At 43.5% G+C, this 19,377-nt stretch carries 16 protein-coding genes and 4 tRNA genes; 7 read left to right on the plus strand and 13 right to left on the minus strand.

Features of this window, described 5'->3' with window-relative positions:
• Positions 1-56: 56 nt before the first annotated feature.
• The 7 genes from KHN79_RS18595 to KHN79_RS18625 all read right to left on the minus strand — a co-directional run bounded on the left by KHN79_RS18595 (position 57) and on the right by KHN79_RS18625 (position 4,951).
• Complete coding sequence (locus tag KHN79_RS18595; protein WP_182009213.1) at positions 57-530, minus strand: DUF4112 domain-containing protein; 474 nt, start codon at positions 528-530, stop codon at positions 57-59.
• Between the two features lie 21 nt (positions 531-551).
• Positions 552-710: a YqaE/Pmp3 family membrane protein gene (locus tag KHN79_RS18600; protein ID WP_182009212.1), complete on the minus strand. Its 159-nt coding sequence runs from the start codon at positions 708-710 to the stop codon at positions 552-554.
• 272 nt (positions 711-982) lie between these two features.
• A tRNA-Cys gene (locus tag KHN79_RS18605) sits at positions 983-1,056 on the minus strand.
• A 35-nt stretch (positions 1,057-1,091) separates the two neighbouring features.
• Positions 1,092-1,178 (minus strand) — tRNA-Leu (locus KHN79_RS18610).
• Between the two features lie 75 nt (positions 1,179-1,253).
• A tRNA-Gly gene (locus tag KHN79_RS18615) sits at positions 1,254-1,329 on the minus strand.
• Positions 1,330-1,586: 257 nt separating this feature from the next.
• Positions 1,587-2,663 (minus strand): DUF5723 family protein, encoded by a 1,077-nt coding sequence (locus KHN79_RS18620; RefSeq protein ID WP_182009211.1) that lies wholly within the window; start codon positions 2,661-2,663, stop codon positions 1,587-1,589.
• A gap of 74 nt (positions 2,664-2,737) precedes the next feature.
• Complete coding sequence (locus KHN79_RS18625) at positions 2,738-4,951, minus strand: hypothetical protein (protein ID WP_182009210.1); 2,214 nt, start codon at positions 4,949-4,951, stop codon at positions 2,738-2,740.
• Between the two features lie 384 nt (positions 4,952-5,335).
• On the opposite strand from KHN79_RS18625, the gene KHN79_RS18630 reads away from it, so the two are divergent.
• Entirely contained in the window at positions 5,336-6,067 is a 732-nt protein-coding gene (locus KHN79_RS18630) for an AzlC family ABC transporter permease (RefSeq protein WP_182009209.1), read from the plus strand.
• Positions 6,064-6,372 (plus strand): AzlD domain-containing protein, encoded by a 309-nt coding sequence (locus KHN79_RS18635; protein WP_182009208.1) that lies wholly within the window; start codon positions 6,064-6,066, stop codon positions 6,370-6,372. The genes KHN79_RS18630 and KHN79_RS18635 overlap by 4 nt, the downstream gene beginning before the upstream one ends.
• Before the next feature lie 109 nt (positions 6,373-6,481).
• Here KHN79_RS18635 and dld read toward each other — a convergent pair whose 3' ends face one another.
• The 5 genes from dld to KHN79_RS18660 form a co-directional block, all read right to left on the minus strand.
• Positions 6,482-8,188, minus strand: coding sequence for a D-lactate dehydrogenase (dld, locus tag KHN79_RS18640; RefSeq protein WP_182009207.1), 1,707 nt, complete (start codon positions 8,186-8,188; stop codon positions 6,482-6,484).
• Positions 8,189-8,592: 404 nt separating this feature from the next.
• Positions 8,593-9,495 carry a LysR family transcriptional regulator gene (locus tag KHN79_RS18645; protein WP_182009206.1) on the minus strand — a complete coding sequence of 301 codons (903 nt, stop codon included), beginning with the start codon at positions 9,493-9,495 and terminating at the stop codon, positions 8,593-8,595.
• 216 nt (positions 9,496-9,711) lie between these two features.
• Positions 9,712-9,785, minus strand: a tRNA-Cys gene (locus tag KHN79_RS18650).
• A gap of 134 nt (positions 9,786-9,919) precedes the next feature.
• Positions 9,920-11,380, minus strand: coding sequence for an ATPase RavA stimulator ViaA (viaA, locus tag KHN79_RS18655; protein ID WP_182009205.1), 1,461 nt, complete (start codon positions 11,378-11,380; stop codon positions 9,920-9,922).
• A 9-nt stretch (positions 11,381-11,389) separates the two neighbouring features.
• Positions 11,390-13,051, minus strand: coding sequence for an ATPase RavA domain-containing protein (locus KHN79_RS18660; RefSeq protein ID WP_182009204.1), 1,662 nt, complete (start codon positions 13,049-13,051; stop codon positions 11,390-11,392).
• Between the two features lie 255 nt (positions 13,052-13,306).
• Between KHN79_RS18660 and KHN79_RS18665 the strand changes: the two genes are divergently transcribed.
• From KHN79_RS18665 to KHN79_RS18680, 4 genes are all read left to right on the plus strand, one after another.
• Positions 13,307-13,822: an NUDIX hydrolase gene (locus tag KHN79_RS18665; protein WP_182009203.1), complete on the plus strand. Its 516-nt coding sequence runs from the start codon at positions 13,307-13,309 to the stop codon at positions 13,820-13,822.
• A 30-nt stretch (positions 13,823-13,852) separates the two neighbouring features.
• Entirely contained in the window at positions 13,853-14,857 is a 1,005-nt protein-coding gene (gene ltaE, locus KHN79_RS18670; protein WP_182009202.1) for a low-specificity L-threonine aldolase, read from the plus strand.
• Between the two features lie 349 nt (positions 14,858-15,206).
• Positions 15,207-16,739: a putative basic amino acid antiporter YfcC gene (yfcC, locus tag KHN79_RS18675; RefSeq protein WP_182009201.1), complete on the plus strand. Its 1,533-nt coding sequence runs from the start codon at positions 15,207-15,209 to the stop codon at positions 16,737-16,739.
• Positions 16,740-16,831: 92 nt separating this feature from the next.
• Positions 16,832-17,827 carry a succinylglutamate desuccinylase/aspartoacylase family protein gene (locus KHN79_RS18680; protein WP_182009200.1) on the plus strand — a complete coding sequence of 332 codons (996 nt, stop codon included), beginning with the start codon at positions 16,832-16,834 and terminating at the stop codon, positions 17,825-17,827.
• 329 nt (positions 17,828-18,156) lie between these two features.
• Here KHN79_RS18680 and KHN79_RS18685 read toward each other — a convergent pair whose 3' ends face one another.
• Complete coding sequence (locus tag KHN79_RS18685) at positions 18,157-18,678, minus strand: lipocalin family protein (RefSeq protein WP_182009199.1); 522 nt, start codon at positions 18,676-18,678, stop codon at positions 18,157-18,159.
• Between the two features lie 269 nt (positions 18,679-18,947).
• Between KHN79_RS18685 and KHN79_RS18690 the strand changes: the two genes are divergently transcribed.
• Positions 18,948-19,328 (plus strand): cystatin domain-containing protein, encoded by a 381-nt coding sequence (locus KHN79_RS18690; protein WP_182009198.1) that lies wholly within the window; start codon positions 18,948-18,950, stop codon positions 19,326-19,328.
• Positions 19,329-19,377 lie beyond the last annotated feature (49 nt).

The raw sequence follows: 19,377 nt of genomic DNA on the forward strand, positions 1-19,377 counted from the left end.
TTCCAAAGGAAAATCAAAGTCAGATGTACCTATTCCCGGAAGAAACTAACATCATCTCACATCGTCAGTAAGCTACCAAAATATTGCAAAAGAGAAACGACTAATACGGTTGCCAGAACGATCATTCCCAAAATTACCAATAGCAGCACAAGCACAATATAGCGTGATTGTCTGCGTGTTCGGTGTGGGCTGTCGAGATGCTCGTTGATAAGCTTGACGTTCCGTTCATTCGCTTTGTACATGAAGTCAAACATATCGCCAATGATTGGGATTACCCCAATAACTAATTCCAGTACCACGTTTATCATCATTCGTATCAAGACGATTATGGGGACATTCAGGCTTACGGCTTTAATCACTATATACGATGATAAACCCGCTCCTAAAGCATCCCCAAAGCCGGGAATAAGGCCGATAATACCATCAACCCCAATACGATAGCCGCCTGGTAACCGTATTGAACTGTCCAATACCCACGCAAGTCGCTGTAGCTGTTTACGAGTGGCCACTTCTGAGCTATCTTCCGACATTCTTTACAGCCGCCTCAACGTCTATCGGTTCGTAATAACCCAAACTGCATGAATGATTCCCGGTATATAGCCAAGCAGTGTCAGTAATATGTTGAGCCAAAAATGCTTTCCCAGACCAACATGCAGAAACACACCAAGTGGTGGTATCAAGATTGAAATAAGTATTCTTATCCAGTCCACACTATCTCTCCATCTCACTAGGGTAAAAACAGATGATAAAAACTTACATCTGCATCTCCGCTCTAGATTAATTAACTTCTGTTAACGTTCAGTATAGTCACTACTTGTCCATGGGTTCAGATAAGCATCATCACCCTAAGAACAGTACGCGATTTTGAAGCAAGAGCCATTTAGACTGAAATAAAGAATGGAGAAGCACTATCGCAATACAAGTACTTTTAGGTGAATTCAAAAACGAAAAAAGCCAGTCATGAGACTGGCTTTCTAAATAATGGAGGCGCCTCCCGGAGTCGAACCGAGGTCCACGGATTTGCAATCCGCTGCATAGCCACTCTGCCAAGGCGCCTTACATATTTTTGTTCTCTAAAGAGAGAGATTAGATGGTGCCCCGGGCCGGACTTGAACCGGCACAGCGCGAACGCCGAGGGATTTTAAATCCCTTGTGTCTACCAATTCCACCACCAGGGCACGCAATTCTTTGCGATGCCGTTTAGTACGATAAACACCATCTTTGATACCGCTAGCGCGCGTTATCATTTAATTTGGAGCGACACACGAGGTTCGAACTCGTGACCTCAACCTTGGCAAGGTTGCGCTCTACCAACTGAGCTAGTGTCGCATTGTTCTTTCTTGGCTTCGCCGTGAGAACGAGGCGTACTTTAACTGATAGAAAAATATCGTCAATAGAAAATTTCTAATTTATCAACCGGATGACTAAAATTGAACCATAACGTACAGATGCTCGACAACATGCTCAAAACTCAGTCACCACTCCGTGTTTAATTTTCGATCACGTGAGCATAGATATAGAGATCAACAATCTATTAAGTCGCCTGCCAACACCGAGCAGTTTAAACAATTAAACGTTACCGTAGTCTAAATATTGATAGTGAAGCCAAGGTTAACATTAAGATGCTCTGCATCCTGATAATCTAAAGAGTCACTGCTCAAGCCCAATGTTACTCCACGCCACTGTGTTTTCACCCCGACTGCGTTACTTTGCAGATTATAGGTGAACTGGGTAGATAAATGCTTACTCCAACTAGCAAACCACTCAAGGTCGACAAGCCATAACTCGTCTACATACAAGCTTTTTACCCCTACGGCTGTATCATCAAACAGGTAAGAGATTCGGCTATGATATTTGGTAGGTAAATTCTGAGTATAATTTGAGTAGTCTTCTTTGCCTGTAACCGTAGGTCGAATCGAAACAAACCCGTCACCATCGGTTTCTGCCGTTGCGGTGTCTGCTGTCGCACGCGTGCGTGGTGCATTTTTCCATTCAATAGTGCTAAAAAGATCTTGAGCCCAAAGGCTTAGCAACCATTGCTCTGTTGGCATCCAGTTAACGCCAACGTCTGAACTATAGCCAAAGTGGCTTCGCTGACCTTCGACTTTCCTGTCAAGTAACACATCGTCGCTGTAGATGTAGTTTAAATTGAGCAAACCATTATAGTCGTGCCCTTGAAAGGGCTGCACATGGCCATATAAACGTCCACTCATCACTTCTCTTCCTTCTAAGTAACTCACGGAAACGTAGCTACTTAACTGCTTATTCCAGTCGTGGCTCCATCCAAATTTAATTCCGTTACTTACAAGATGCTCGACATTGAGATCAACGTCGTAGACTTTACCTGCTTGCATATCCTGTCCGTTTACGGACTCACCGTACAGTTGCATGGCATCAGGACTAAAATTTAGGTACCACTCATAACGACTGAATAGTGAAAATGATAGCTCCCCTCTCACAAATCCAGCTTCAGCCTTATTAAGGGTATAAGCATGCTCTGATGTGGAATACTGTCCTGGCTTGCCTTTGATAAGTGGATAAATTTCGTTGTTTTGTGCATAGCCAGAAACATCGATATCTGTAAAGATCTGGATAGTGTTGTCAGGTTGCGAAAGCGGTGTGAAACTTAAGAATGGTGTGAATAAAATAGTGCTAACAGACATAGTTGAACAGGCTCAAAGTAAAAATAAGAAAGAGCTCGAAATCGAGCTCTTTATAGTATGGTTAGTACGGATCTTTAGAATAATGTTTCGAAGTCGCCATTGGTGTAGCGAACAACTACTGCAGTGTCTGTATCATCAATACTCGCCACTACATTACCGTTAACCTTAATTTGACCAGAAAGCTCACCCTGTTCATCCTCAGTTAACTCTGCTGTTGCGTTGTTATTACTGATAGTGATGACTGGCGCTTGGTCAGATTCCGTGTCGATAATGCTGTCAATGTTTAGCTGTTCTTCGTTATAAATAACATGACCGTCAACGACAACCGTGTTTAGTGCAGTACGAGAGACTTGAAGACTTACTTCACCCTGTTGTGGGTTTTCAGGGTTAAGCTCGGCATTCACTTTAGCTAATACAGAACCACGAATAAACTTAGTCTCTGTTTCCTCTTGAGTTAACCCTTCTTCCTCGCTAACTGAAGAATCAGACACACCATCTTTATAACTCCACATCTCGTCTACATCGTTGAACGCGACAAAACCATCTGGGTTATCAATACGAATATCAATCAGAGCACCCATGCTTTGCTGGTCATATGCAATCTCACCACTTAGCGTAAATACAAGGCTTGAGAAAGTTGCACTTTCATCAAAATTGTAGGTGTATGTGTTTTCATAAACATTGCTTTCTATCGTTTCAACAAATTGCTCTAGCTCCGCAGATGCATAGTTAAAATCGTTCAACGTAGCGGTAATTGAGCCAGTTAGCGTTACAGGAGTAGACTCTGCGTCTTGTCCGGCAATAGTTAGATCTTGCAACACAAAGCTTAGTTGATCTGCAGATGATGAAGATTCGTCTGATTCTGCGTAGTTATAACCTTCATAGCTACCGGTATATTCACTACTTTCAGAAAAGTTAGCGATAACAACTTCGCCCGATTCAGCACTGATAGTTGCAGCACCATTTTTAGCCATTAGCTGAGTGATTTTAAGATCGATGTTAGCCTGTGAGTCGAATCCGTCCTGACATTCAGTGCTATTAGCTAGTTCGTTACAAGACCCTGACTCATTTTCTTCTATTGCAATTGAACCAACGACCGTTAACTTAAGGTTGTCTGTGTCGATTACATAAGTTTTAGTCTCACCATTCGCAGTAACGTCATATTCGCCTTGCTCGTCGAACAGGTCACTATTGATATGGTAAGCAATTGAAGAGAATGCACTTGCCAGCATATCAAATGCGCCATTCACATCATCTTCAAGCAACGCAGGGATAGGCTCTAAGCTATCTTCCATGCTCGCAAAACCAACACGTAGCGCACCATCTTCTGTCGCTACAGAATCATAAACTGTGCGCACTTGTTTAACCAAGTTTTTACCTGCAGTGATTTCATCTGTTACTTCAGGCTCACTAATTGTCGGCTTAGTCTCTTTGTCTGAATCAATCTCTTGCTCTACAGAAGCCAGCAGTTCTGAATCTTCAGCTTTTTCACTAACAGAACCGATCACGTTAGTAGCCGCTGCTAATATCGCCGTTCTTAAAGTCTCGCTGTAATCTACTGCACTTGTTTGGTTAGCCCATAAGTCTTCAACAGGTTGACCTGCGTCCGCAATAGCTGCAGACAAAGTCGCCGCTTTAATTGATGCTAAATCACCACTTTCAACAGCAGCTTTTACTTGTTCCGCATCCGTTAAATCAACCGCGCCAATTTCAGATAGTTTCTGAGCATCAACACCCAGAACCTCAGCCACGTATTTCTTACCGGCATTCACACTTTCGATTGAAATTTCACTACCCGCACCAATTTCAATCGCGCGTTTTGCGGCTGCATCGGTAAGGTTTGTCATATGTGAAGTCAAAGAGTTTGACTCCGGGACGACGAGTGAAATAAGTTTAAAATCTTCAGCTACGTTAAACCAGTCACCAAACTCCACACCATCAACAGCACATGCAGCATAGTCACACTTCATACGAGTTTGTGCATCTGGGTTGTTCTGTAAAACAAATAACAATGCTTTGTTTTGCGGAAGGCCTGATACTGAATAGGCGCCCGTTTCATCTGTCACTGCATTAGCAATTACTTCATCTTCCGGACACGCTTTATCAGCAACGTTTGCTGCTGTTGCGTTACACACGGTAATTAAGCCTTGGTCTACGATACCTTTGTTCGCAACACCTGCGACAGAAGACTGAGAAACACTCTCAGGAGTTGAACTGTCGCTACCACCGCCACAGCCCGCAAGTAGCCCTGTTGCCGTCATTGCTACAACGAGTAATGATTTTTTCATGAATAAACAATCCTATTTGTATTTTCTAATAATAATGGGTGATAAAGTTTATTTTTATATGGAACTAAATTATCACCCGCGAGGATACTATATTAATCATTTATTGTTATCAATTAGCACTGTGACCTTTATTCAATAACTGCGAAACATTTGTGACTTATAAGCAACATTTAATTGAATAACACGCTTATTTATACTGAGAACTTGATAGGTCAATATCCGAGCAATTAATGAGGCCTTTAAATTGGCTTGATTGATATAATATTCTCTAGTTCAGTAAAGTCATTTGAAAGCGCATACAAATAATGATAGAGATACGGTTCACAAAAACATAACAACAATCTTATTTGGAATACCCTGTATTCCTGCTGGTTAGGAACCTCTATGGAAGAAAATCAACACTCGCTCCACCCTCCTTCAAATAGACTGCACGAGTTTACTCGATTCGATGTATGGAGCGGCTTTACCCAACTATTACCATTATCCATCTTCGTAGTGATATTCGGGCTTGCATTTGGCGTAGCTGCAGCGCAAACCGGCTTAGACGCTTTACCCACTCTGTTAATGAGTGGTCTTGTGTTTGCGGGCGCTTCTCAGTTCGCAACATTGGACATGTGGGGGACCCAAGTCCCACTAATTCCGGTTCTCATTACCGTCTTTGCCATAAACGCAAGACACCTGCTTATGGGCGCAACACTCTACCCTTGGTTAAGACAACTACCACCAGCAAAACGTTACGGTGTAATGCTTGTTGCATCAGATGCTAACTGGGCTATGGCGATGAACGCGTTTGGTAAGAAAGAGCCCGGTTTAGGTTTATTAGTCGGAGGTGGTCTCGCTCTTTGGGGCTTCTGGATCGTTGGTACCTGGATTGGTATCTACTTTGGCAGCGCGATTAAAGATCCGGTAAGTCTGGGGCTGGATATGGTAATGGGCTGTTTCTTACTCTCTATGACCATAGTTGGCCCTAAGAATCTGCGTATATTTGCTATCTGGGGCGTCGCTGCTGGTTCTTCATTACTGGCTTATTGGTATCTGCCGGAAAATAGTCACGTAGTGGTTGGCGCAATTGCGGGTGGAATACTCGGAGCGTGCTGGAAGGAGAAAAAAGCATGAATATAGAAACGACTTTCGGCGGCACACTTCTGATCATTTTTGCTATGGCAATTGTGACGCTTGCAACACGCTGGGGCGGCGTATTTGTTATGTCATTTATTCCAATCAGCGAACGGGTACAGCGTTTTATCACAGCCATGTCAGGTTCTGTATTAGTTGCCCTGATCGCCCCTCTCGCAGTTGAAGGTGACAACGGCGCACGAATGGCACTGCTTTCTACCGCGGTAGTGATGTTTATCGTTAAAAAACCGTTACCTGCAATAGCCGCCGGTATTATTGCGGCGGCTGCAGTAAGAGCAATCTGATCTCCTTACGGCTTCTTGCTTCTATTAGAAAAAGCCCCAACGCTTATTGTTTATAAATATTCGTTGAGGCTTTACATTTTATAGGTTCGGCACTTTAGCCATTTTAATATTATGCGCAGCAGTTACAATTACGCTTATATTTATCCATCTTACCAATCCCTGGGTTGAAGGTATTCGTTGGGTCAAGTTCATGATAGAACTTCTGCAACGAGTTCTCTGCTTCATATAAGTGCCCGACATTATGCTCGGCCGGGTATTTAGCGCCGCGGCTATTTAAATGCTCTAGCATAAGCTTCTTCATCAGTTTGGTATCAGTGCCCTTTTTAAACACATAATCCTGATGGAACACGTAACACATGAAATGCCCGTAGTAGAGAGACTGAACGAGATTCTTGCTTACTTCTTCCGGTAAGGTTTCCAACCACTCTTCATCGTTACGACGCAGCGCTATATCTAATGCGACAATATCTTCGACTTCATTGCGGTGAATCGTCTCATAACGAATCGCTGCGCCTGCCGCTGCAAAACGATGTAAGAAAGCTTTTTTACCCTCTTCAGGTGTACATTCGAAAAAGTCGCAATCACTTTCAACAGCCCATACTTCTTTCAGGTATTTTTGCGCTTCTGTAATACCACCGTCGCTCATTTTCAGGATAAGGTGGTGTTCGTATTTATCACGGTAATCCAGCATACGCTCAGGCAAATGCTGCGGGAATAACTTACTCGCGTAATATAAGATCGAATCTGGCAGATATTTACTTACAAAGGGGACGCGCTCTAAAAAGTTTTCTACTTTTGCTTTTAGCGCAAACATCTTAGGTAGTCTGTCCGTACCTAACTTATCAATAGATAGAAACACATCCTTACCGTACTTCTCTGCCATGTTGAAGATATCCCGATGCAGATACTCTCCCATTTCAGGCAGGTTTTCGAACGTCGACAGGAGGTCTTTTCTTAACTTAGTCAGCTTAGCCGGATCATTCGTACCAAGGTAAAAAACCTGTTCCTTTTCTGGTACCGGGTAACTGTCTACACGAACAGCAAATACTCCAAGTTTGCCTGCACAGCCACTGGCTTCGAATAGTCGGCGCTCATCGGCATTGAAGCGAGAAGGAATATCAGAGGTCACATCACGAACGCGCTCATCGTATTCTTTATCTGAAGCCATACGATCATCATGAACAATCTTGGCAGGTTCGAAGTTGCCTTCTTGCAAGTTTGTCAGAATTTCTTCCGGCGTCTCACCAAGCCCTTCAATACCAAGATGGTTAACAAGGTTTAAATTACCTTGTTTATCTACCTGAGCATATATCGCCAGTTCTGTATAAGCAGGGCCACGTTTCACCAACGCGCCACCAGAGTTATTCGCAATGCCGCCAACAACGGTAGCTCCCAGCGACGAAGAACCGATGATGGAGTGCGGAGCACGATTGACCGCTTTCAACGATTTCTCAAGGGAGTGTAAGCTTGCGCCGGGCAAACAAACCGCCTGCTTACCACCGTCAATTAGGTGAATTTTCTTAATTTTAGTAATGTTAATCACAACCACTTCACGGTCATAATCATTGCCACTCGGGGCTGAGCCTTCAGTAAGACCGGTCTTCGCCGCCTGCATGATGATGATGCAGTTAGCCTCGACACATTGTTTAATGATCTTCCATTGCTCCAACAAGGTATTGGGAAATACGACGGCAAGCGCTGTACCACTTCCTGAACGAAAACCGGAGCGGTAATATTTAGTTTTAACTTGATCAGTGAGGACGTTTTCTTCACCGACAATCGTTTTAAATTCTTCTATCAGCTGCTTTTGTTTCATATCCGTATCTCTAATTATTTTACTTTACTCATATCGCTATAGGGTAAGAGGTCGATTGAGTTTGGCTCACTATAGGCAGTGCGTTTTCCTACGTCTATTGATGGTTTTCAATCGACTCGTAACCAGTTCCTAGAAAAACCATTAAATTACTATTTTTCAGGAAGTTAAGATTTAACTCTGTGATATTTGGGCGAAGAAACAGATTGTTTCCATATAGAAACAATAACAAAACCAATCATTAACATGTGTGCGCAATATCGAGTTATTCAAGTTAACGACGAGTTAGTCGAGTTGTTTAAGTAACTAAATAGGTGGGATTTTTACGGAAAAGCAGTCGGTACAAATGAGACAGTAAGCCAATGGGGAATGTTGCATTTATGTACGCAACTTACGCAACTGAAGAGTCAAAAGCGATGGCTCTGGCTTTGAAACGTGGCGTACAAGTGATCGATAAAGATCTTCACTTTCTCTGGCTGCTGGCGTGTATAAGGGTAAACAGCATAAATACCAAGACACTTTGCTGTTTCATCTTTAAACAGCTGAATCAAACGACCTTGTTTTAGGTCTTCATACACCAAAACACGCGGTACATAGATAATACCCTGCCCGAGTAGAGCGACATTCCTTAGTACAGATGAGTTATTGATACACAAATTCCCATCAACAGTGACTTGATAAGTGTCATCTCCATTTTTGAAAGCCCATTCACGAGCTCCCGTTTCCTGATAGGCGTACACCAGACAGTTATGCTTTTCTAACTCGATTGGCTGCTTTGGAATACCGTGTCTGGCAAGATATTTCGGAGAGGCACATACGATCCAGTTTGCATCGACGAGCTTTCGGGCTATCAGGCTGGAGTCTGGTAACACACCAGTCCGTATAGCCAGATCAAACCTCTCATTCACAATATCGACGAAACGATTATCAAGCTCCATATCAATATTGATGTCAGGGTATTTGCTATTAAATTCGGCGATAGCACCAGGCAGAATTAACTCACCAGAAATAGTTGGAACGGTAATTTTGATGCTGCCGGATAAATCCTTACCTAAACCGATAATCGATTCTTCAGCGGTCGCAACTGCATGGTAAACCGATTTGGCATGTTCAAAGAAATACTGCCCAGCTTCACTTAACGTTATGTTGCGTGTGGTTCGATAAAGCAGCTGTACACCTAGGTCTTGTTCCAGCTTTGCAATGCGCTTACTAACAACGGATTTAGTCAGTTCCATTTGTCTTGCTGCGCCGCTAAACGAACCTTGCTCGACCAAATGATAAAAGATGATGTAATCGTCGGTATTTCTCATACTGCTCTTTCAATCCTTTAAGAAAGCGTATTGTAAACAAAGCAAGTCTTCAGTGCTAAATGTAGAATCACACTTATCCGATCCGCTATTGCAGTAATTCTTATTAAATCGCAATTGGGTCAAATTGCAGATACAAAAAAACCAGCTTTCGCTGGCTTGATGTTGATGCTTGAAGCACCGAGATATCGCTTAGAGCCATATCTGAACAATTTGTTATGGAGGCGCCTCCCGGAGTCGAACCGAGGTCCACGGATTTGCAATCCGCTGCATAGCCACTCTGCCAAGGCGCCGTCACATTTAACGCTTAAAAGGTCTCCCCCGTTGCGTTGGTCGCTACTTTACGGATTCAGAAAAGATAGTCAAACACAAATATCTTAATTTTTGTTTGTTTGCTTTCTTTTAAATCATTTAGACCAAGATTCGATCAGTTAGAGCCATTACCAACGCGTTTAAGGAGACGCCCAACAACATTTGGATGATACGACCAGACGTGATCAAACATCGACATTAATGCCGGATTACCATATTTAGACAAGCTGATCGCATGAAAACGGTTTTTCTTCGCTTTAAGCGCAGTCACTTTCGCCAGCAATTCGTCTTGTTGCTTTGGTGCGATAAAATCCGAAATAACTACCATGTCAGCATTCTTATATTTCTCACCACTCATCAGATCAATCGATTTAATCAGCGTTGGCTCTAAATCTGTACCACCATGAAAGCTGTACGTTAAGAAATCTGCTGCCTCACGCAAACCATCTTGTCTAGTGAGTTCGTAGGTAATGTGCTCGGTAGAAAATATAATGACGTAGCAATCACGCTGTTCGGCTAAGGCGATCTGCATCAGCGCGTACGCCATTGCTTTTGCACATTGCTCCGGAAAACCACTCATGGAACCAGACGCATCGACACAAACAATGAAAGGACCTTTTTCGATATCTACCGCTTTGTTGTCTGGGCGGTGGGCTTTCACTTTACGTAGCGTACGAGACTTACCCTGAGTACGGTAGTTCATCAGGCGTTTGTCGACAAGATGCTTATAGAACACGACTTCCAGTTCAGGATACGCCAAAAACATCGTTTCGTTTGGTAAGAGTTTATTTAAATCATCACTCTCATGGATACCTACAATGTCGTCGGTCGCTTCGTCACTTTTCTCTTCAACCATTTGCAGCTCTTCAGTGGGCGCACGGTTAAGATCGGGATCATTCACCTGCCCTGCCATACGGCCAAGTTGCTCAGCAATCTCCTGAAGCCCCTTGTGCTTTTTCAAGAACTCAGCGTGACGTTTCATCACCGTTAGGTCAGTTTTGCTTAGTTTGGCAGAAGCCATATCCCATAAACGGCCCACACTTTCGGCATCACCAGACTCGGTTACTTTATCCATGTTGCGCATGGTCTCCATACGCTGATAAAGGTCGTTGAGCACTTTTTCTTTATTCGCTTCCAGCTCACTTAGCTGAGCTTGCTTAATCGCATCGGCAAGGCTTTGATACCACTGGTCACAAAAATAGTGTGGGAACATTGGGTTATTGACCCCTTTGTTCTTTTCCATCATACGACGCGCTTGCATATAGAACGCAGAATGCCATTCGAGCTTTTTGATCACCTCTTCAATGCGCTCAAAAAACTCATCTTCGTTCCAATGAATGACTTCCTGATATAAAGCAAGCTCTTGCTGGAATCGCTCAGTTTCACATACCTTAGTAATGCGTTTCTTAACGCCGCCGCGCCATTTTAAAAGATGGTTTTTAACCGAAGATTTAACACCTCGATTTTCTGCCATCATCATAACCTGAGAGCGCGCCATCAGGTCGTTCACAGCGCTGTCTATGATGCCGGAATCCGCAATCATCAGGGCTAAGTTAAATCCGTCTGCTCCTAACATGTCGCCTCCTTAAGAGAAAAACTGTTGTAAGTTTTTAAAGCGTTGAATAATTTTCTCGCTCTCTCCCTGGATAGACTCTAACCTCTGACTTACCTGTTGCAGACTTGATTCCATTAAACGCGGTAATTCCGGGTCCACAAAACTGTGTGGCAGTGCTGCATGAAAGTTCGCTTTCACCTTACGCATGTGATGTTCAGCTTCGCTTAGCTGACTTACCGCTTTTTCACTTTGAGCAAGCCAATTGTCATAACGTTCCATATCCAAGCCATCTTGCGTTACTAATCCGACAAGAATACCCCGGTTGGCAATATCGCGGATAACCAGGTTGCTTCCCGCATCAACATCAAAACGTAAGCGACACATACTGGTGTTTTGGTTAACGTACCCATACACATCGCCGTGCCCCTCTTTGATCACTCGATCTAACTCGTCTTTTGGTACGTATACCCAACGACTATCGCCTTTTTCTGATTCAGACACTGACATGTTGCTCTGCAGCATTACCAGCTTCGCTAGGTTCGTGGCACTACCCACTTTGTAAATCTTTGCTTTTGACGTGTCGAAACGCATGGTTTCTTTACGTAAAATCCCGGTAGCTACTTCTGATGTGAGTGTCATCCGGTAGGTGTCTTCTAGCTCGTGCTGCACGTCAATGAGAGCTTCACGACAATAATCGATTTCTTGCTCTGCATCTTGCTGATCAAATGCGTGTTTAAGAGCAAACTCTTGAACTACGTCCCGAACAACATCCCGCGACTCAGGGCTATTCCATAAACAATCTTGCAAAAGCAGAAGATCTAGCGGATTGATTTCATCACGTCCGTTAAAGAATGCGCTCGCTTTAAGCAGCTTCACCGCCTTCTTCCAGCGACGGTCAGACACATACATATCGGTATTTGCAGCGTCACCAAATTCAGCTTCTACCTTGCTCTCTAACATAGTCTTGAGCTGAAATAGCTTCTCGAATGCGTCGTCTGTCAATGTCAGTTTATCGAGCTGTTGTTGCCATTGATGGTACTCTTCATCTGTAATCGCTAAACCTTCAGGAATTTGCGCTTCCTGAGAGGTACCGACAGTCAGCATCGACTTAAAGTTTTGTTTGTTTTGAATACGGTTTACGAATACGCGCACTAGCATACGGTCATAAAGTGCATCCAGACCACTATCTTCATCTGGAAGCTCATTGGATGCTGAAACCAACAAACGCATCGGAACACGCTCAATATCACTGCCGTTTTTAAACGTTTTTTCGTTCACGACGGTCAACAAGGTGTTCAGAATCGCAGGGCCTGCTTTCCAAATCTCATCCAGAAAAACAACTTGAGCCGTCGGCAGGTAGCCTTTGGTCAAACGTACGTAACGTCCGTTATCTTTCAGCTCTTGAATGCTCAGTGGGCCGAATACTTCTTCCGGTGTTGAGAAACGCGTCATTAAGTATTCAAAGTAGCTACTGTTATCAAATGCCTGAATCAATCGCTTCGCAATCAGGCTTTTTGCAATCCCCGGAGGACCGAGAAGAAACACGCTTTCACCAGCTAGAGCAGCGAGAAGACAAAGTTTGATGGTATGCTCACGCTCGTAAACCCCATCAGTCAATGCTTTAGCCAGCTTATTGATTCTTTCAGAAAGGAGAGCTTTATCGGCATTTGATGCAAAGGAAGGTTGAATCATACGGGCTCCGGCTGCTGAACTGATGTTGTATGTTTATTTTTATACATTTGTTATAACTTTGTTACAAGTTTAATTTATTCTAGTGCTCCTTATAACAGATGCGTAGTTCTGACATTTCTCAGTAATCAAAGTTTTCATTTATGAGATGCATATCACTGAAAATACGAACGTTAATTTCATCAATATTTACTTTTTCTTTTGTTTCTAGACGAATATCGTTAATGTTCAAACTAGCCTTTATCGCAAGGATACTTAATGATTAAAACCATTCATAAATGGAAGCAAATCGCTCTGGTAGAAAAAGATGTAGAGCTACCAACCGGTCAGACAATTACTCATACGACTATCCACCACCCCGGCGCAGCGGTCATTTTGCCGATCACCGATAACGGTGAAATAGTACTGGTTAATCAATTTCGGGCTTCGCTTAACAAGTGGTTGCTTGAACTTCCAGCCGGGACTCGAGAAGATGATGAAGATCCTCTTGCTTGTGCACAGCGTGAGCTAGAAGAAGAGACCGGATTTAGCGCAAAAACCTACACTTCGCTTGGTCAGGTTACGCCATTAGCGGGTTTCTGCGACGAGATACAGTATCTTTTTATTGCAGAGCACCTTAGCAAAACGAATCGTTACGAGTGTGACGAAGATGAAGTAATTGAGGTCGTGACGTTGTCACCCAGACAGCTAGAAGACAAGATTATCGACGGCACGATTACCGATGCCAAAACTATTGCATGTTTAAGCAAAGCTCGCCTTTGCGGATTTATTTAGATTACTTAGTAATAACAGCAGGAGACATTCATGGACTTTCGATCAGATACAGTGACCCAACCAACCCAGGCCATGCGAGAAGCCATGTTTACTGCGCCTGTCGGAGACGACGTCTATGGTGACGATCCCACCGTGAATGAGCTGGAAAAGTTTGCAGCCGAACTTGCTGGCTTCGAAGCGGCTCTGTTTACCACCTCAGGTACCCAAGCCAACCTTTTGGGATTGATGGCGCACTGTGAGCGCGGAGACGAATACCTGTGTGGTCAGCAAGCGCATAACTATAAATACGAAGCAGGCGGTGCGGCGGTACTTGGCTCTATTCAACCTCAGCCGATTGAAAACAATCCAGACGGAACCCTGCCTTTCGATAAGCTGGAAGCTGCAATCAAGCCAGATGATATTCACTTTGCCCGTACACGTCTGTTAAGCCTGGAAAATACGATTAATGGTAAAGTGCTTCCGCTTTCTTATCTCGCTGAAGCGCGTGAATTCGTTAATAAGCATGAACTTAAGTTACACCTTGACGGCGCTCGCGTATTTAACGCCGCGGTGGCATTGGATGTACCAGTTAAAGAAATCGGCCAGTATTTTGATTCGATGACGATATGTTTGTCGAAGGGGCTTGCAGCACCCGTTGGCTCTCTGCTGCTTGGTAGCAAAGAGTACATTACGAAAGCCCGCCGTTTGAGGAAGATGGTCGGCGGCGGCATGCGTCAAGCCGGTATTTTGGCGGCCGCGGGTAAACTAGCCATTACAGAACAAGTAGAACAACTAAAACAAGACCACCTCAACGCAAAAGCACTAGCAGAGGGTTTAGAAACGTTACCTGGTTTCTCGGTAAACCCTGACTTTGTTCAAACCAATATTGTGTTTGCTAAGTTAGATGCACATGTTGATATTCAAAGCATCGCTGAACAGCTAAAACCGCAAAACATCATCATCACCCCGGGGAACCCAATTCGCTTTGTAACGCACAAAGACATTACGGCTGAAGATATTCAAACATTTCTAACAAGCCTTAAATCTCTGCTTTAAGTTGATTTTGATCGTTGGGCTTCCCTTTAGGGGAAGCTTTATTTATATGCCCAATGATCGCAAACAAGAGAACTCATAATGTTAAAAACGCTTCTTTTTACCTTATGCATTATGCATACGAAGCCATCGGATTTGTTACATAACCAAAGGTAGATATCTTTTCTAGGAGAGTCATCAAACCAAATGCAACATCACCAATGTATTCATCTACCATATGAAACAAACTCCAACAATCACACTGTAGATCAAATATATTATGAATTTATAATTCAATAAAGCCAATTTTATTGACTTTTTATTCTATTTTATCGATATTTCATGCTTTGTTTAATTTAGCGTGAAGTAAGTTATGTCTCACACACATGCGCAGCCATCGGAAGCGGCTGCAACAAAGCAATCATGGCAGATGCCTGACACTCTAATCTTAATCTTTTTTGTTGGTATCTTTGCTGCGATTCTTACCTACGTAATTCCTGCTGGTCATTTTGATAGCCAGCAAGTGACTTACATGGTCGACGGCGCAGAAAAAACTCGTACCGTTATCGATCCTTCTTCTTTCTCATATGCAACCGATGAAAATGGTGAGTTGGTTTACAACAAAGTCGGTCTATTCGCGTCTGGCGGTGGCATTGGTCTGATGAACTTCCCTTTCGAAGGCCTGGTTTCAGGTTCTAAATGGGGCAGCGCCGTAGGCGTTATCATGTTCATGTTGGTAATCGGTGGTGCTTTTGGCGTAGTAATGCGCACAGGTACAATCGATAACGGCATCCTGCGTCTAATCGACAAAACCAAAGGTAACGAAGCCCTGTTCATACCGGTTCTGTTCTTGCTGTTCTCTTTGGGTGGCGCGGTATTTGGTATGGGTGAAGAAGCCGTAGCCTTTGCTATCATCATCGCACCACTAATGGTACGGCTTGGTTACGATGGCATTACCACTGTAATGGTGACCTATGTAGCAACGCAGATCGGCTTTGCAACCTCTTGGATGAATCCGTTCTCAGTAGCGATCGCTCAAGGCATCGCTGGTATTCCTGTACTTTCTGGTATGACAGTGCGTATGGGCCTTTGGGCTGGCTTTACTCTGATTGGTATCTCTTTCACTATGATTTACGCTGCTCGTGTTAAAGCAAATCCAAAGCTTTCATACAGCCATCGTACTGACAAATACTTCCATCAACAAGAACTAGGTAACCATGAGTCACGTTGGAACCTCGGCGATACGCTAGTCATCCTAACGGTTATTGCGACCACAATTTGGGTTGTTTGGGGTGTGGTTGCTCACGCATGGTATATTCCGGAAATCGCTTCTCAGTTTTTCACAATGGGCTTTGTCGTTGCGATCATCGGTACACTTTTCCGCCTAAACGGTATGACGCTGAACTGCGCTGCCGACGCATTCAAAGAAGGTGCGGCTATCATGCTCGCTCCAGCGCTTTTGGTTGGTTGTGCGAAAGGTGTATTACTTATCCTAGGTGGTGGTTCAACTGATGAAGCAAGCGTACTTAACTCTATCCTAAACAGTGCTGGTGGCGTGATCAGCGGTCTTCCAGATGTCGCAGCTGCTTGGTTGATGTATGTCTTCCAATCTATCTTTAATTTCTTCGTGACTTCAGGCTCTGGTCAAGCTGCGCTAACAATGCCTCTACTGTCTCCGCTTGCTGACATCGCTGGTGTGACCCGTCAGGTTGCGGTATTGGCATTCCAGCTTGGTGATGGTTTCACTAACGTTATCGTTCCAACTTCTGCATCCCTGATGGCGACACTGGGTGTATGTCGAATCGATTGGGGTGACTGGGCAAAATTCTGCTGGCGCTTTATTCTGTTACTCTTTACCCTATCTAGTATCGTCGTAGTTGCAGCTCATGTAATGGGTTTTGCTTAAACGAACAACTGAATTCAAGACGTATAAGTTCAAGGCGAGTTAGATTCTCGCCTTTTTCACGCCTAATAGATGGTTTTGGAGTAACAGCTTTCATGGCAACACAATTTCTCGATGACGTGATTCAAGGTCATCAAGTTATTCAATCTCTCGAGGTCACTGACCTAGATTCAGGTGAACACAAGTTCTGGTTCCGCATTGCAACCAACGCAATCTCTCAGTGGCAGCATCTGCCGGTGATGGTGTTTAAAGGTCACAAGCCGGGTAAGAAGATCATGATCACCGCAGGCGTCCATGGTGATGAATTCAATGGTGTGTTAGCTGCGCAAAAAATTGCCAGAGAGCTGATTGGTACCGATATCGCAGGCACAGTCACCATCGTACCCGGAATTAACCTAACGGGCATGATAAATAAATCTCGTGACTTTTGTTCTCCTGATCCCGATGCGGCTCGTTCAAACCTGAACCGTTTTTTCCCTGGCAATGAACTAGGTAACGAAGCAAATCGCTACTTGCATACGCTATGGAATAAATTGCTAAAGCCAAACGCTGATTTAGCAATAGACTTGCACACGCAAACTAGCGGTACAGCTTACCCACTCTATGTATTCGCCGATTTTCGAATTGAAGATGCATTAAAAATGGCACGCTTTATCAACCCTGATGTCATTTTGGATGATCCGGGCGAAAACGGTGTACTAGAAACCGAATGGAATAACGTTGGAGTTCCGGCTATCACCGTTGAAATAGGTGTTGGTCTTTATACCGATCAAACGCTGATAAATCGTACTGTTAATGGTGTCTTTAACATTCTAAAACACTATGAAGTTTTATCTGGTTCAACGGAAACAATAGTGCCCTGTGTTGAAGGTCGCGAGATTGTTAACGTCAGAGCAGAACTTGGTGGTTTTGTTTTACCCCAAGTCAGTATCTTAGAGCCTGTAGAGCAAGGTCAGTTGGTTGCAATACAATATGATGGATTCGGTGACGAGATACAGCGCTACACCGCTCCGACTTCTGGCACAATCATCAGCCATAACGTTGAGACAGTGCGGGCTGCCGGTTCTTTACTGGTTCGTCTGATTAAGTAACGTCATTAAAAAATCCCCTCAATATACCCAAGTGACTTCAAGATGCAGGGTTCAGAGCGTTGTCACTGGTGCTAGTTCAAGGCTTATTCACAAAGTAAGTAACGCAGTGGAATAGCGAGCTCTTTCCAAGTTATTTGACGCTGAAATAGTGCCTGTGACACGCTCCCGAAGGGCGAGTTGGCTTGGCTCACAGCCTTTGTTAACGATTTTTGATTTAGAATGACTAGATCTTCAAATCGTTGCCTCGACTGCGAACCAAGCCATTCTCGCTGAACCGAGCATCTTGAGGTTACTTGGGTATAGAAGGGGATTTTATTATTTTGAGCAGCCTATTTATTTTGTTCGACAAGAATTAACTCATCGATATTGAAGCCTTTTTCCAAGGCGGTCTTCTTAAATCTATTCAGTGTTTCTGAATCCACTTCCGGCTTACGTGATAATAACCAAAGGTAGTCATGGTTGTAGCCAGATATAAAGGTATAGTTATAGTTTTCATCAAGATCAAAGATGATATATGAAGAATAAAACGGGCCAAAGAAGGAAACTTTTAAATGGCCTGTCGATGAGTCATCAACAAAATACGCTTTACCTTCCGCTTGCTTCCAGCTTTGATCTTCTTTTGAGTAGCCGCGGTTTATTACCGTTACCCCACCATCCTCACGCAACTGATATTCAGCCGTAACATTTGATAACCCACGCTCAAACGAGTGATCCAATCTGGCTATTTCATACCATTTACCCAGATAAGGTTCTAGTTCAAAGCTCTTTACAGGCTCGATACCTTCAGGCTTGGAAGTACAACCAAATAAAACGACCAGAGACAACAACAGTAGTGACTTTATTGTTTTCATAGCAAATCCAAACTTAAATTAGTGACTGATTTTACTGAATAAACACAAGGATAGATCAAATATTAAGGTAATTTAATTCATGTAAGCGCATCGTTCTATTTATAAATATCTTTTTGATATAAAAAACATCGTTCCTACAAACATTCCTACAAATTCAGTATTTTATACCGTTAATTAACCTTGTGCGTATCGAAAGTTTACACAATATAGACATTTCTTATCTTTACCGCCTCTTATAATACGTGCCGTTATAAATTGAGGTTATTGTTATGAAGTTACAGACAGTGTCAGCAGTTGCACTTATGGTTATGTTAGTTGGCTGCCAACAATACAACCCAGAAAGTACAGCAGACATGACAGCCTCGGCAGACGTATGCAATGCTCAAGAAAATGTACCAGGTGGGTGGAGAGAGTTCGAAGCAACACCCGACGTTCAAAGGGCCATGGGCTTTGTTCTGACCAAAATGGATACACTTTCTTCATTTAAACAAATTCTTAATGTCCATGCGCAAATCGTGAGTGGAGTGAACTACGCTATCGAGTTCGAAATGGATGATGGCTCTGTATGGAATACGATTGTCTATCGTGATCTTGAGGGTAACTACGCAAGTGTACATCGCCCAAGAGAAGGTAAATTCTGCGAAGAGTGATTTCAAATCATTAAAAAGCCCCTAATTGGGGCTTTTAGGCTTTCTGATG

This window comes from Vibrio sp. B1FLJ16 (genome assembly GCF_905175385.1).
Taxonomy (GTDB): Bacteria; Pseudomonadota; Gammaproteobacteria; order Enterobacterales; family Vibrionaceae; genus Vibrio.

Bases quoted from the DNA above. Each gene is read 5' to 3' on its own strand.
- KHN79_RS18595 (WP_182009213.1), bottom strand. From the start codon at position 530: ATGTCGGAAGATAGCTCAGAAGTGGCCACTCGTAAACAGCTACAGCGA.
- KHN79_RS18620 (WP_182009211.1), bottom strand. From the start codon at position 2,663: ATGTCTGTTAGCACTATTTTATTCACACCATTCTTAAGTTTCACACCG.
- KHN79_RS18625 (WP_182009210.1), bottom strand. From the start codon at position 4,951: ATGAAAAAATCATTACTCGTTGTAGCAATGACGGCAACAGGGCTACTT.
- KHN79_RS18630 (WP_182009209.1), top strand. From the start codon at position 5,336: ATGGAAGAAAATCAACACTCGCTCCACCCTCCTTCAAATAGACTGCAC.
- KHN79_RS18635 (WP_182009208.1), top strand. From the start codon at position 6,064: ATGAATATAGAAACGACTTTCGGCGGCACACTTCTGATCATTTTTGCT.
- dld (WP_182009207.1), bottom strand. From the start codon at position 8,188: ATGAAACAAAAGCAGCTGATAGAAGAATTTAAAACGATTGTCGGTGAA.
- KHN79_RS18645 (WP_182009206.1), bottom strand. From the start codon at position 9,495: ATGAGAAATACCGACGATTACATCATCTTTTATCATTTGGTCGAGCAA.
- viaA (WP_182009205.1), bottom strand. From the start codon at position 11,380: ATGTTAGGAGCAGACGGATTTAACTTAGCCCTGATGATTGCGGATTCC.
- KHN79_RS18660 (WP_182009204.1), bottom strand. From the start codon at position 13,051: ATGATTCAACCTTCCTTTGCATCAAATGCCGATAAAGCTCTCCTTTCT.
- KHN79_RS18665 (WP_182009203.1), top strand. From the start codon at position 13,307: ATGATTAAAACCATTCATAAATGGAAGCAAATCGCTCTGGTAGAAAAA.
- ltaE (WP_182009202.1), top strand. From the start codon at position 13,853: ATGGACTTTCGATCAGATACAGTGACCCAACCAACCCAGGCCATGCGA.
- yfcC (WP_182009201.1), top strand. From the start codon at position 15,207: ATGTCTCACACACATGCGCAGCCATCGGAAGCGGCTGCAACAAAGCAA.
- KHN79_RS18680 (WP_182009200.1), top strand. From the start codon at position 16,832: ATGGCAACACAATTTCTCGATGACGTGATTCAAGGTCATCAAGTTATT.
- KHN79_RS18685 (WP_182009199.1), bottom strand. From the start codon at position 18,678: ATGAAAACAATAAAGTCACTACTGTTGTTGTCTCTGGTCGTTTTATTT.
- KHN79_RS18690 (WP_182009198.1), top strand. From the start codon at position 18,948: ATGAAGTTACAGACAGTGTCAGCAGTTGCACTTATGGTTATGTTAGTT.